This is a genomic window from Luteimicrobium sp. NPDC057192, assembly GCF_042670205.1.
Lineage (GTDB): Bacteria > Actinomycetota > Actinomycetes > Actinomycetales > Cellulomonadaceae > Luteimicrobium.
Genome location: NZ_JBHUWD010000062.1, coordinates 1 through 12,496, shown reverse-complemented (window position 1 = coordinate 12,496; position 12,496 = coordinate 1). Strand labels below are relative to the sequence as shown.

Annotated in this window: 15 protein-coding genes; 9 read left to right on the top strand and 6 right to left on the bottom strand. The window is 74.2% G+C overall.

The genetic code is table 11. The annotated features are described in order from the left end of the window. Positions 1-62: 62 nt before the first annotated feature. The gene (locus ACFT5B_RS19230; protein WP_386800795.1) at positions 63-485 is read right to left on the bottom strand and encodes a DapH/DapD/GlmU-related protein; all 423 of its coding nucleotides are present in this window, start codon (positions 483-485) and stop codon (positions 63-65) included. Between the two features lie 92 nt (positions 486-577). Next, entirely contained in the window at positions 578-1,144 is a 567-nt protein-coding gene (locus ACFT5B_RS19225; RefSeq protein ID WP_386800794.1) for a TetR/AcrR family transcriptional regulator, read from the bottom strand. A 104-nt stretch (positions 1,145-1,248) separates the two neighbouring features. Here ACFT5B_RS19225 and ACFT5B_RS19220 point away from each other — a divergent pair, with 104 nt between their 5' ends. The 7 genes from ACFT5B_RS19220 (at position 1,249) to ACFT5B_RS19190 (ending at position 8,411) form a co-directional block, all read left to right on the top strand. Beyond that, the gene (locus ACFT5B_RS19220; protein ID WP_386800793.1) at positions 1,249-2,091 is read left to right on the top strand and encodes an alpha/beta fold hydrolase; all 843 of its coding nucleotides are present in this window, start codon (positions 1,249-1,251) and stop codon (positions 2,089-2,091) included. Between the two features lie 137 nt (positions 2,092-2,228). Continuing rightward, entirely contained in the window at positions 2,229-2,648 is a 420-nt protein-coding gene (locus ACFT5B_RS19215) for a YciI family protein (RefSeq protein ID WP_386800792.1), read from the top strand. Next, positions 2,645-3,916 (top strand): RNA polymerase sigma factor, encoded by a 1,272-nt coding sequence (locus tag ACFT5B_RS19210; protein ID WP_386800791.1) that lies wholly within the window; start codon positions 2,645-2,647, stop codon positions 3,914-3,916. Before ACFT5B_RS19215 ends, ACFT5B_RS19210 begins: the two co-directional genes overlap by 4 nt. A 76-nt stretch (positions 3,917-3,992) precedes the next feature. Then, on the top strand, positions 3,993-6,362 hold the full coding sequence (locus ACFT5B_RS19205) for a molybdopterin oxidoreductase family protein (RefSeq protein ID WP_386800790.1): 2,370 nt from the start codon (positions 3,993-3,995) through the stop codon (positions 6,360-6,362). Positions 6,363-6,368: 6 nt separating this feature from the next. Beyond that, complete coding sequence (locus ACFT5B_RS19200; RefSeq protein WP_386800789.1) at positions 6,369-6,821, top strand: hypothetical protein; 453 nt, start codon at positions 6,369-6,371, stop codon at positions 6,819-6,821. Between the two features lie 89 nt (positions 6,822-6,910). Beyond that, on the top strand, positions 6,911-7,339 hold the full coding sequence (locus tag ACFT5B_RS19195; RefSeq protein ID WP_386800788.1) for an iron chaperone: 429 nt from the start codon (positions 6,911-6,913) through the stop codon (positions 7,337-7,339). Positions 7,340-7,385: 46 nt separating this feature from the next. Then, positions 7,386-8,411, top strand: coding sequence for a DNA glycosylase AlkZ-like family protein (locus ACFT5B_RS19190; protein WP_386800787.1), 1,026 nt, complete (start codon positions 7,386-7,388; stop codon positions 8,409-8,411). 9 nt (positions 8,412-8,420) lie between these two features. Here ACFT5B_RS19190 and ACFT5B_RS19185 read toward each other — a convergent pair whose 3' ends face one another. Further along, positions 8,421-8,780: a glyoxalase superfamily protein gene (locus ACFT5B_RS19185; RefSeq protein ID WP_386800786.1), complete on the bottom strand. Its 360-nt coding sequence runs from the start codon at positions 8,778-8,780 to the stop codon at positions 8,421-8,423. A 93-nt stretch (positions 8,781-8,873) separates the two neighbouring features. On the opposite strand from ACFT5B_RS19185, the gene ACFT5B_RS19180 reads away from it, so the two are divergent. Further along, positions 8,874-9,197 carry a YchJ family protein gene (locus ACFT5B_RS19180; RefSeq protein WP_386800785.1) on the top strand — a complete coding sequence of 108 codons (324 nt, stop codon included), beginning with the start codon at positions 8,874-8,876 and terminating at the stop codon, positions 9,195-9,197. Here ACFT5B_RS19180 and ACFT5B_RS19175 read toward each other — a convergent pair. The 3 genes from ACFT5B_RS19175 to ACFT5B_RS19165 form a co-directional block, all read right to left on the bottom strand. Next, positions 9,167-9,877 carry a hypothetical protein gene (locus ACFT5B_RS19175; RefSeq protein ID WP_386800784.1) on the bottom strand — a complete coding sequence of 237 codons (711 nt, stop codon included), beginning with the start codon at positions 9,875-9,877 and terminating at the stop codon, positions 9,167-9,169. The two genes, ACFT5B_RS19180 and ACFT5B_RS19175, sit on opposite strands and share 31 nt — an antisense overlap. A gap of 121 nt (positions 9,878-9,998) precedes the next feature. After that, positions 9,999-10,445, bottom strand: coding sequence for an alternative ribosome rescue aminoacyl-tRNA hydrolase ArfB (arfB, locus tag ACFT5B_RS19170; protein WP_386800783.1), 447 nt, complete (start codon positions 10,443-10,445; stop codon positions 9,999-10,001). A gap of 73 nt (positions 10,446-10,518) precedes the next feature. Next, a complete protein-coding gene (locus tag ACFT5B_RS19165; protein WP_386800782.1) occupies positions 10,519-12,138 on the bottom strand; it encodes an ABC-F family ATP-binding cassette domain-containing protein in 1,620 nt (539 codons plus the stop codon). Positions 12,139-12,176: 38 nt separating this feature from the next. Between ACFT5B_RS19165 and ACFT5B_RS19160 the strand changes: the two genes are divergently transcribed. Further along, the coding region (locus tag ACFT5B_RS19160; RefSeq protein ID WP_386800781.1) for a DeoR family transcriptional regulator at positions 12,177-12,496 on the top strand (320 nt) is incomplete at its 3' end.

Genomic DNA, 12,496 nt, shown 5'->3' with positions numbered 1-12,496 from the left:
GCGACACGCCGGGCGTGTCGCGCAAAAAGTGCGCACTCAGCGGTGGGCCGGGGTTCGGGGGGTCAGGCGGCGACGTCGAAGTCGTCGCCGCGGTGGGCCCGGCGCCCGCGGACGACGGTGTCGTCCGCGACGATGCTGTCGGGAGCGACGCGGGCCGACCGGCCGATGCGCACCCCGCGGCCGAGTCGCGAGCCCGCGCCGACGTGCGCCTCGTCGCGGATCGTCGAACCGCGCCCGACGTGGACGTTGGTGCCGATGACGACGTCCGCACCGACCGCCACGCCCTGGTCGATCCAGCTCCCCGCGCCCACCGTCGTCCGGGCACCGACCCGGGCGCCCTCCTCGACGTAGGCCGTGCGGGCGATGCGCGCCGAGGGTTCGACGAACGCCCGTGGCGAGACCAGTCCCTCGCCGTTGGGGTGCCGGACGTAGACCACCGTCTCGCCCAGATCGTTCTCGAACTCGACCCGTCCTGCTCGCGTCATCGATCCTCCTGCCATCTTCCAGCAACTGCGTGCAACGCTGTTGATGACATAACCAGGGACGGACGCCGGCTGTTCCCGCGCCGAACCGGCGATCAGGCGGAGCGGCCGAGCGCTGCGTCGACGAGCACCACCGCGGCGTCGCGCGCCTGCCCGGCCGCGGCCGGGTCTCCGGAGATCGCGGCGGTCGTCTGCGCCCCTTCGGCGAGGATCGCGAGCTGCGCCGCGAGGACGTCGGGCAGCCCCTCCTCGCGCACGAGGTCGAGGACGTACGCCTGGAAAGTCTCCTTCTGGCTCCGCACCGCCTCGGCGACCGCGGGCGACGTCGCCCCCAGCTCGCCGAACGAGTTGATGAACGCGCACCCGCGGAAGCCGTCCTCCCGGAACCAGGCGTCGAGAAAGTCGAAGACGGCGAGCAGGCGGTCGCGCGGCGCCGTGGCCCGGGCGGCGGCTGTGGCGAGACCCTCCGTCCACTGGGCGGTGCGGTGGTGGAGGACGGCGACGACGAGGTCGTCCTTGGACGGGAACAGCCCGTAGATCCGCTTGAGCGAGACCTTTGCCTCCGTGCGCACCGCGTCCATCCCGACGGCGTGCACGCCGTGCGCGTAGAAGAGCCTGTCGGCTGCGGTCACGACCTGGTCCCGCGCCGTCGCGTCGTCCATCACCTGTTCACCTTCCAGCCCTTGCGCCGAGAACCAACGTTCTCTACTGTAGTGCTCACTGCGGGAGAACGACCGTTCTCCCCGTCGTCGAGAAGGGCTGGACCATGGGACGCATCACCGTCGGACGCGAGAACACCACCGACATCGAGCTCTACTACGAGGACCACGGGACCGGTCAGCCGGTCGTCCTCATCCACGGCTACCCGCTCGACGGGAACAGCTGGGAGCTGCAGGCCCGCGAGTTCCTCGCCGCCGGCTACCGCGTGCTCACCTACGACCGCCGCGGCTTCGGGCAGTCGAGCAAGGTCGGCACCGGCTACGACTACGACACCTTCGCCGCCGACCTCGACACGCTCCTCGAGACCCTCGACCTGCGCGACGTGATCCTCGTCGGCTTCTCGATGGGCACCGGCGAGCTCGCCCGGTACGTCAAGAACCACGGCCACGAGCGCGTCGCGAAGCTCGCGTTCCTCGCGTCCCTCGAGCCGTTCCTGCTCCAGACGGACGACAACCCCGAGGGCGTTCCGCAGTCCGTCTTCGACGGCATCGAGCAGGCCGCCCGCGGCGACCGATACGCCTGGTACACGCAGTTCTACGCGGACTTCTACAACCTCGACGAGAACCTCGGCTCCCGCATCAGCGAGGAGACCGTCCGCGCGAGCTGGACGACGGCGATCGGGTCCGCGCCCGTCGCCGCGTACGCGGTCGTGCCGAGCTGGCTCGAGGACTTCCGCGCCGACGTCGAGGCCGTCCGTGCCTCCGGGAAGCCGACGCTGATCCTCCACGGCACCGCCGACCGGATCCTCCCGATCGACGCGACCGGCCGTCGCTTCCACGCTGCCCTGCCGGACGCGGAGTACGTCGAGGTCGAGGGTGCGCCGCACGGGCTGCTCGCCACGCACGCGGCCGAGGTCAACGAGGCGCTGCTCTCGTTCGTCCGCGGCTGACCCCCGGCCGCCTGAGGCGGCCGCCCGCGCCCGGCCCGGATCGGCACGCCCCGCGTGTCGATCCGGGCCGGGCCCGTTCGACCTGAGGATGAGAGGGTTGGACGTCAGCCCTCCGGACCCAGGGAGAGTGCACCACCATGGCCAAGTACATGCTGATCATGCGGTCGACCGACGAGGCGCTGGCGAAGTTCCAGAGCATCGGCTTCGACGAGATCCTCGAGGGGATGGGCCGCTTCAACGACGAGCTCGTGCGCGCGGGCGTGCTGCTCGCCGCCGAGGGGCTCGACGACCCGGCGAACGGCGTCGTCGTCGACTTCTCCGGCGAGGAGCCCGTCGTGACCGACGGGCCCTACGGCGAGACCAAGGAGCTCTTCGGGGGGTACTACATCCTCGACGTCCCCACCCGGGACGACGCCGTGGCGTGGGTCCGGCGCATGCCCTACACCGACGGCTCGAAGATCGAGGTCCGCCGGGTCACGCAGATCGACGAGTTCCCGCAGGACAACGAGTGGATCCGCAAGGAGCGCGCCTGGCGCGAGTCGACCGGCCAGCTGTGACGCCGACCGACCCGCCGGGGACGGGCGACGACGCGGCCGGGCGAGCCGTCGAGGCGGTGTGGCGGACCCAGTCCGCCCGCGTCGTCGGCGCGCTCGCCCGGTTCACGGGCGACCTCGCGCTCGCCGAGGACGTCGCCCAGGAGGCGGTCGCCGAGGCCCTGACGACCTGGCGCGCCACGGGCGTCCCGGCCGAGCCCGCGGGCTGGCTGCTCACCGTCGGCCGGCGGCGCGCGATCGACGCCTTCCGGCGCCGGTCGGCCCGCGACGCCCGGTACGCGGCGCTCGCGCGCGAGCTCGACGACGCCGTGCCCGGGCCGGACGCGCTGTTCGACCCCGACGCGGTCGACGACGACGTCCTCGCCCTCATGTTCACCGCCTGCCACCCGGTGCTCGCGCCCGAGGCACGCGTCGCCCTGACGCTGCGCGTCGTCGGCGGGCTGACGAGCGAGGAGATCGCGGCCGCGTTCCTCGTCCCCGTCCCGACCGTGCAGGCCCGCATCACGCGGGCCAAGAAGACGCTCGCGGCCGCGCACGTCCCGTTCGCGGTGCCCGGACCCGACGAGCGCGCGGCGCGGCTCGGGTCCGTGCTCAGCGTGGTGTACGTGATCTTCACGGAGGGCTCGTCGGCGACGGGGGGCGAGGCCTGGATCCGCACCGACCTCGCGGCGGAGGCCGTGCGCCTCGCCAGGTCGCTCGCGCGCCTCGTCCCCGAGCCGGAGCCGCTCGGTCTCCTCGCCCTCCTGGAGCTCACCGCCGCCCGCTTTCCCGCGCGCCTCGACGACGGCGGTCGCCCCGTGCTCCTCGAGGACCAGGACCGCCGGCGGTGGGACCGCGACGCGATCCGCCGCGGGCGCGCCGCGCTCGCGACCGCCACCAGGGCCGGCCGCGGTCTCGGCCCCTACGGCCTGCAGGCGTCGATCGCCGACTGCCACGCCGTCGCACCGTCGGTCGCAGAGACCGACTGGGACCGGGTCGTCCTGCTGTACGAGGCGCTCGGCCGGGTGGCACCATCGCCCGTCGTGGAGCTGAACCGGGCGGTCGCGGTCGCGATGGCGTCCGGGCCGGGCGCGGGGCTGACGATCGTCGACGACCTCACGGCGACGGGAGCCCTCGCGCGGTCCCACCTGCTGCCCGCGGTGCGCGGCGAGCTGCTCGCGCGGCTCGGACGTCGGGCCGAGGCGCGCGGCGCCTACCTCGAGGCGGCCGAGCGGTGCGGGAACGGCGCGGAGCGCGCCGTCCTGGAGACCAAGGCCGCCCGGCTCGCATGAGGCCCGGGGACCGCCGACCCGCGTAGCCGGCACCGCCGACGCACGATGGAGAGATCCACCCGAGGAGGGTCGCGCGATGGGCACCGACAGGATCGACGACATCTGGGGAGCGCGTGCGCCGCACGGCCCCGGCACCCCGTGGCCCGCGCGCGTGGACCAGCACCTGGTCGACGGCGTCGAGGAGGACGACGTCGACCGCTGGGTCCGGGGAGCGTGCCTCCTGTGCTCCAACGGCTGCGGGCTCGAGGTGGCGGTGTCGGGCGGGAGGATGGTCGGGGTCCGCGGGCTCGCCGACGACCGCGTCAACCACGGCCGGCTCGGGCCCAAGGGCCTGTACGGCTGGCTCGGTCAGCAGCGGGACCGGCTCACGACGCCGCTCGTCCGCCGGGACGGGCGCCTCGTCGAGACGGACTGGGAGACCGCGATGGCGCTCCTCGTCGAGCGCTCGCAGGACCTGCTCGAGTCCCGCGGCCCGCTCGGGCTCGGGTTCTTCACCTCCGGCCAGCTCATGCTCGAGGAGTACTACGCGCTCGCCATGATCGCGAAGGGCGGCATCGGCACCCCGCACCTCGACGGCAACACGCGCTGGTGCACGGCGACGGCCGCCGCCGCCCTGTCGGAGACGTTCGGGAGCGATGGGCAGCCCGGTTCGTACACCGACGTCGACGACTGCGACGCGCTCTTCCTGTACGGCCACAACGTCGCCGAGACGCAGACGGTCCTGTGGTCGCGCATGCTCGACCGGCTCGACGGGCCGAACCCGCCGCGGCTCGTGTGCGTCGACCCGCGGCGCACCAAGGTCGCCGAGCGCGCCACGGTCCACCTCGCGATCGCGAACGGCACGAACCTCGCCCTGATGAACGCGCTGGTGCGCGAGGTGATCGAGCGGGGCTACGTCGACCGCGCGTACGTCGACGCCCACACGGTCGGGTTCGACGACGTCGTCGAGGCCACCGCGGACGCGACCCCGGAGTGGGCCGGCGAGGTGTGCGGCGTCGACCCCGACGACGTGCGCCGGGCCGCGGAGATCTTCGGGACGAGCGAGCGCGTGGTCTCGACCTGCTCGATGGGGGTGTACCAGTCGCACCAGGCGACCGCCGCGGCGTGCGCCGTCAACAACCTTCACCTGCTGCGCGGCATGCTGGGCCGGCCGGGCGCGGGGATCCTCCAGATGAACGGCCAGCCGACGGCGCAGAACAACCGTGAGGCCGGGTGCGGGCCGGCGCTCCCCGGATTCCGGAACTGGGCCAACCCGGAGCACGTCGACGAGCTCACGACCCTCTGGAACGTCGACCCCGGGACGATCCCCGACTGGTCGGAGCCGACCCACGGCATGCAGATCTTCCGGTACGCGGAGCAGGGCTCGATCGGTTTCCTCTGGATCTCGGCGACGAACCCGGTGGTCTCCATGCCGGACCTGGCGCGCGTCCGGAAGATCCTGTCCGGGGACCAGTGCTTCGTCGTCGTGTCCGACGCCTACCTCACCGAGACCGCCGAGCTCGCGGACGTGGTCCTGCCGACCGCGCTGTGGGCCGAGAAGACCGGCACCTACACGAACGTGGACCGGACCGTGCACCTGCAGGACAAGGCGGTCGACCCGCCGGGCGGCGCGCGCAGCGACCTGGAGATCTTCGTGGACTACGCGCGCCGGCTCGGCCTGCACGACCGCGACGGCGCTCCCCTCCCGCCCTTCGAGACCCCGCAGGACGCGTTCGACGCGTGGAAGGAGGCGTCGTCCGGGCGCCCGTGCGACTACTCGGGCCTCGACTACGCGAGACTGCGCGCCGCGGGCGGCACCCAGTGGCCGTGCACGGACGACGCCCCGGACGGCACCGAGCGGCTCTACGCGTCCGGGGTCTTCCCGACGGACCGGGAGGTCTGCGAGACCTACGGGCACGACCTCGCGACCGGGGCACCGCTCGACGAGACCGCGTACCGGGCGCTCGCCCCGCACGGGCGGGCCGTCCTCAAGGCCGTGCCGTTCGACGCCCCCTTCGAGGAGCCCGACGAGGCGTACCCGTTCCGGCTCACGACCGGGCGCACCGTCTACCACTTCCACACGCGCACCAAGACGTCACGCAGCGCGGTCCTCGACGCGGCGGCGCCGTCGATGTGGTTCGAGCTCTCGGAGCCGGACGCCCAGCGGCTCGGGGTCGGCGAGGGGGACGTCGTGCGCGTGACGTCGCGGCGCGGCGCGGTCGAGGCGCCGGCCCGCGTGGCGGCGCTGCGCGAGGGCGTCGTGTTCGCGCCCTGGCACTACGGCGACCGCGCCGCCAACGACCTCACGCTCGGCGCGTGGGACCCGGTGTCCAAGCAGCCGGAGTACAAGGTCGCGGCCGTCGCCGTGGAGCGGGTGGCCGCGGGCACCGGGCCGGCGCCCGCACCCCTCGGCACCGCGTCGGCACCCGTCCGTCCGCGAGACGCGGCCCGGACCGGAAGGGAGTGACACGCCGTGCACCTGACCGACTACCTCCTCCTCCTGCGACGCGCGGAGACGGTGCTCGCCACCGGGTACCGGACCGTGTCGGAGGGGCACGCCGCCGACGCCGACGTCCACTTCGCGGCGGCCGGACACGCCGACCGGTGCGACTGCCACGCGCGGGATCTCGCCGCCGCGGTCGACCGCCTGCCCGCGGCGGGCGACCCGCCCGAGCGGTTCGACGTCGTCGGGCTCGGCCCCGCGCGGACCGGGCCGGCCGGGCTGCTGCGCGACCTGCTCGACCTCTACCTCGTCGCGAGCCTCGTCGACGCCACCCGGACGGCGGTGCTCCAGGCCGCCAAGGCGAAACGCGACACCGCGCTGGTCGAGGTGATCCAGGCGCACGCCGCCGACACGGCGGCTCAGCTCGCGTGGCTCACCATGACCGTCAAGGCGACCGCGCCGCAGACGCTCCTCGTCGCGTGAGAGACCGGTCAGGATTCGAGAAGCCGGGGCCGGTCCCCGCCGCCTAGCGTGGGACTCGTTCCCACGACGGCACGACGAGAGGACCGGCCATGGCCACCAGGACCACCACGAAGAGCGGCTTCAGCGCGGCCGAGCGCGACGCGATGAAGGCCCGCGCGCAGGAGCTCAAGGCGTCGAGCGACCGCGCCGAGGGCGAGGCGGCCGTGCGCGAGAAGATCGCCGCGATGCCGGAGGCGGACCGCGTGATCGCGGAGCGCATCCACGAGATCGTCGCCGAGGTCGCGCCGACGCTCGTGCCGCGGACCTACTACGGCATGCCCGCGTACGCGAAGGACGGCAAGGTCCTCTGCTTCTTCAAGCCCGCGTCGAAGTTCAAGACGCGCTACTCGAACTTCGGCTTCAACGACGTCGCCCAGCTCGACGACGGCACCATGTGGCCCTCGGAGTTCGCTCTCACAGCCCTGACCGCGGACGACGAGAAGCGGATCGCCGAGCTCGTCCGCCGCGCGGTCGGCTGAGACGCGCGCGCGTGCCGGGCGGCGAGAACCGGGGCATCCTCGTGGCGTGAGGCTTCCCGTGACGCGGACCCAGGTCCTCGGCTACCGGCGGACCGTGTCCGCGCTCGACGGGCGGCTCGCCCCGGGGCCGTCGTCGGTCCGCCGCGCGGCCGCCGCCGGGCTCAAGGACAGCGTGCCGCGGGCGGCGGTGCTCTCGCTCCACGCGCGCCTCGACGGCGTCGGGCCGCGCGCCTGGGCCGAGCCACCGCTCGTCCAGGTCTGGGGTCCGGGCTACGCCGTGCACGCCGTCGCACGCGACGACGTCGCCGTCTTCACGCTCGGGCGCCTGCCCCGGGACGCGACGGGCCTCGAGCGCGCTGTCGACATGGCGGACCGCCTCGTCGACGCCCTCGGCGAGGACGAGCTCGACTACGCGGACGCCGCCCGGCCGCTCGGCGTGCACCCCAACGCTCTCCGCTACGCCGCGCCGACCGGGCGGATCCTCCTCCGGTGGGACGGGGCGCACCGGCCCACCGTCCGGGCGGCGCCCGCACCCGACGTCGACCCCGCCGACGCGAGGCGCGAGCTCCTGCGCCGGTACCTCCACGTGCTCGGGCCCGGGACCGCCGAGGGCTACGCCTCGTGGGCCGGTGTCCGGCCGTCCGAGGCTCGCGCGACCTTCGGCGAGCTCGCCGAGGAGCTGGTCGCCGTCGGCACGCCCGCGGGCGACGCGTGGGCGCTGGCCTCGGACGAGGACGCCCTCCGCGCGGGCGCCGCTTCGCCGCAGGGTCCGGGCGCGCGGCTCCTGCCGAGCGGCGACACGTACACGCTGCTCCAGGGCGCCGACCGCGAGCTTCTCGTGCCGGACGCCGACCGGCGCGCCCTGCTCTGGACGCCGCGCGTCTGGCCGGGCGCCGTGCTCCTCGGCGGCGAGGTCGTCGGGACGTGGCGGCGCGCCGAGCACCGCGTCGTCGTCGAGGCGTGGTCCCCCCTCGACGGGGACGCACGGGACGCCGTCGAACGCGAAGCCGCCGCGCTTCCCCTCGACCTCGGCCGCCCGACGACCGTCACCTGGGCCGGCCCGTCCGCCTGACGACGCCGGTCACCCGCCGGGCCGCTCCTGCACGACGTTGAGCACGTTGCCGTCGGGCGCGCGCACGAAGAAGCGGCGCACGCCCCACGTCTCGGTGGTGACGGGGTGGACGATCTCGAAGCCCCGTCGCTCGGCCTCGCGGAACGCGGCGTCGACGTCGTCGACCATCACCGAGACCACCGGGTCCTCGGGCGCGGTCGCGTCACCCGTGAGGAGCTGGATCGTCGCGCCGCTGCGCGACGACGTCCGCCGCGTCACCCAGCCCAGGTCGAACTCCTCGACGTCGAGGCCGAGGTAGTCGTCGTAGAAGTCGCGTGCGCCGTCGAGGTCGGGGACGCGGACGTCCGCGATGATCCGGATCACCTTCATGTGGCGTGCACCTCCGAGGGTCGGGCCGCTCCCCTCATGCTGCGCCGGCCGGGCCGCGGCCGCCTCCGGCCGGCGACCTGCGAGGCTGGGGGCATGATCGCCCAGCCCGCCACCGCCGAGGCCCTCATGCGCTCCCGCTTCGCGGCGTTCCGCTCCGGCGACGCCGCGTGGCTCCTCGCGACCTGGCACCCCTCCACGCGTCCTGAGGACCTGGACCTGTCCGACAACCCACGCTGGCGCGGCCTGCAGATCGTCGACGTGGTCGACGGCGGCCCGACCGACGCGACCGGTGTCGTCGAGTTCCGGGCGACGTACCTCGACGACGACGGCGCGCTCGGGGTGCTGCACGAGCGGTCACGGTTCGTCCGCGAGGACGGGCGCTGGTACTACGTCGACGGGGACGTCCAGGTCCCGTGAGCCCAGCTCGGGCTGCGGCGCGCCACACCGACCAGGACGGCCCAGGTGACCACCAGCGCGACGCCCGCGGCCCCAGCGACGGCGGCGACCGCACCGGACGACGACAGCAGCGCCCCTCCCGGGCACGGCGAGTAGCCCAGGTCGTCGGCACGGAACTCGTCGAGCGTCATCGTGGCGTCGTCCAAGGACACCCGGCCTGCCGGCGGCGCCACGCGCGGGACGTCCTGGGCGCCTCCGTAGCAGCCGTTGGTCGCCATGACGGCGCCGACCTCTTGCGGCCGCACGGTCAGCGGGACGGTCTCGCGGAAGCCCGGCGGGACGACGCCGAGCTCGATCTGCCCGTCCCACCGGCCTGTCTCGGAACCGGTGCGTTCGATCTGCCAGACAGGTGGCGGGGAGGTCGTGTCGTCCCCGCGCGAGGCGTAGGCGTCGAACTCACGCGTCTGCTGCGCCGTCGTGGGCGGCAGCACGACGAGCAGGTGCCCGTCGGGTGCGGTCGAGAATCCCGCTGCAGTGACGAGCGGGTCCGTCGGCGCGAAGCAGAGCCCGCCCGTGTTGCAGAGGCTCCCGAGCGCGTAGAGGCCGCCGGGCACGGCCAGGACCAGGCCGACGACGAGGACCCACACGAGGCGTCGTCGGGCTCGCGCGTACGCCGGGTCGACCGGCCGCGGCATCGTCACGCAGCCGACTCTGCCTCCTGCGCCCGCGTCGGCGGAACGCCTGCGGGGAAGTCGTCACCAACCCGAGACCTGCAGCGCTCGCCGGCGACGCACGGGCCCACGCGACGGCGGCCGAGGTGGCTCAGTCGTCGCGCCGAGACCTCGCGGACCGCAGGCTCTTGGTCGCCGAGCGCTGCTTCTTGGCCGTGAGCCTGCGCTCCTGCGAACCTCGGGTCGGGCGGGTGGCACGGCGACTCCGCGGCGGGGCGGCGAGCGCGTCGGCGACGACGGCAGCGAGGCGCCGGGCCGCCGCGTCCCGGTTGCGGAGCTGCTCGCGGTGCTCGGACGCGGCGACGGTCAGGACGCCGTCGACGAGGCGAGAGCCGAGCCTCGCCTCGAGGCGCTCGCGCTGCGCGGGCGTCAGGACGGTGGACCGGGCGACGTCCCAGGACAGCTCGACCCGCGAGTCCGTCGTGTTCACGCCCTGCCCGCCCGGGCCGGACGAGCGGGAGAACCGCTCGGTGAGCTCGGCCCGTGGGACGGTCAGGGCCGGGCTCACCGTGAGGCCGGGGCGAGGCGGTGCGGGCATCACCCCATCGTGCCGCATCCGGGACACCACGGCCGTGGCCTCGCGCCGCAGCTGCGGGCACGGAGCCCGGCCGTCAGCGCGCGCGGACGACCCGCTGCTCGTCCCAGACGGGCTCGTCGGCCTCGCGCACGACGCCGTCCGACCCGAACACGAGGAACCGGTCGAACGACTTCGCGAACCAGCGGTCGTGCGTGACCGCGACGACGGTCCCGTCGAAGGCCTCGAGGCCTTCCTGGAGGGCGTCGGCCGACTCGAGGTCGAGGTTGTCGGTCGGCTCGTCGAGCAGGAGCGCGGTGCAGCCGCTGAGCTCGAGCAGCAGGATCTGGAACCGCGCCTGCTGGCCGCCCGAGAGCTTCTCGAACGGGCGGTCGGCGGCGACGATGAGCTCGTACCGGCCGAGCACGGGCATCGCGCGGCCCTTGTCGTGCGCGTGGTCCTCCCAGAGGATCTCGAGCAGGGTGCGCCCGACGAGCTCCGGGTGCGCGTGGGTCTGCGCGAACACCCCGGGCACGACGCGCGCGCCGAGCCGCCACGACCCGGTGTGCGCGACGTCGTCGCCGCCGAGGAGCCGCAGGAAGTGCGACTTGCCGGACCCGTTGGAGCCGAGCACCGCGACCCGCTCGCCGTAGAACACCTCGAGGTCGAACGGCTGCATGAGCCCGGTCAGCTCGAGGTTCTCGCACGTGATCGCTCGCACGCCGGTGCGTCCGCCGCGCAGGCGCATCGTGATCTCCTGCTCGCGGGGCGGCTCCGGCGGCGGACCGACGTCCTCGAACTTGCGCAGACGGGTCTGGGCGGCCCGGTAGCGCGACGCCATGTCCGGGCTGTTCGCGGCGGCCTGACGCAGGTCGCGGACGAGCCGCACGAGCTGTGCGTGCTTCTCCTCCCAGCGCCGACGCAGCTCCTCGAACCGCGCGAACCGCTGGCGCCGCGCGGCGTGGAACGTCGCGAACGACCCGCCGTGCACCCACGCCTCCGCGCCGTCGGGCCCCGGCTCGAGCGCGACGATCCGGTCCGCGGCCCGGACCAGCAGCTCGCGGTCGTGGCTGATGAAGAGCACGGTCTTGCGGGTGCTCCGGAGCGCCTCCTCGAGCCAGCGCTTGCCAGGCACGTCGAGGTAGTTGTCCGGTTCGTCGAGCAGGAGGACCTCGTCGGGGCCGCGGAGCAGCGCCTCGAGGACGAGCCGCTTCTGCTCTCCGCCCGACAGGGTCCGGACCTCGCGCCACTGGGCGCGCTCGAAAGGCACGCCGAGCGCGATCGTCGTGCACTCGTCCCAGAGGGTCTCGGCCTCGTAGCCGCGGGCGTCGGCCCAGTCCGCGAGGGCCTGCGCGTACGACATCTGGGCGGCCTCGTCGTCGACCTCCATGACCGCGAGCTCGGCCGCGTCGACGGCCCGCGCAGCGTCCCGGATGCGCGGCGGGGCCACGGACACGAGGAGGTCCCGCACCGTCGTCGCGTCGCGGACGGACCCGACGAACTGCGGCATCACGCCCAGCCCGCCGCTGCGCGTGACCGTGCCCGACGACGGCGTGAGCTCCTCCGCGAGCAGGCGCAGCAGGGTGGTCTTGCCCGCGCCGTTGGGTCCGACGAGCGCGGTCGCGCTGCCCTCACCGACGCGGAACGAGACGTCGTCGAGCAGGACGCGGCCGTCCGGCAGCACGTACTCGACGTGCGCGACCTCGAGGTGTCCCACGGTTCTTCCTTCCGGGCAGAGCGAGGTCCCAGGGTCCCATGCCGCCCGGGCAGGAGCCGCACGGATTTCGCGACACCGTGCCGTCGGAGCAGAACGCGCGCCGTGCCCACCCGGCGCGCGCGTCCGGCATCGTGTCCGTCGATGTCAGGTTGGGAGCGCAACCACCGCTCCACTACGGTCGTGCGGAGCGGCCCGACGACGTGCGGCTCCGCCCTCCTTGCTCCACGACCGAAATGACAGCGATGCACCCGTACACCCGCCGCCGCGCGATCGTCGAGCACGTGAACGAGCACGGCCTGGTCTCCCTGCACGACCTCGCCACCCTGGTCGGCGCCTCCGAAGCGACGATCCGCCGCGA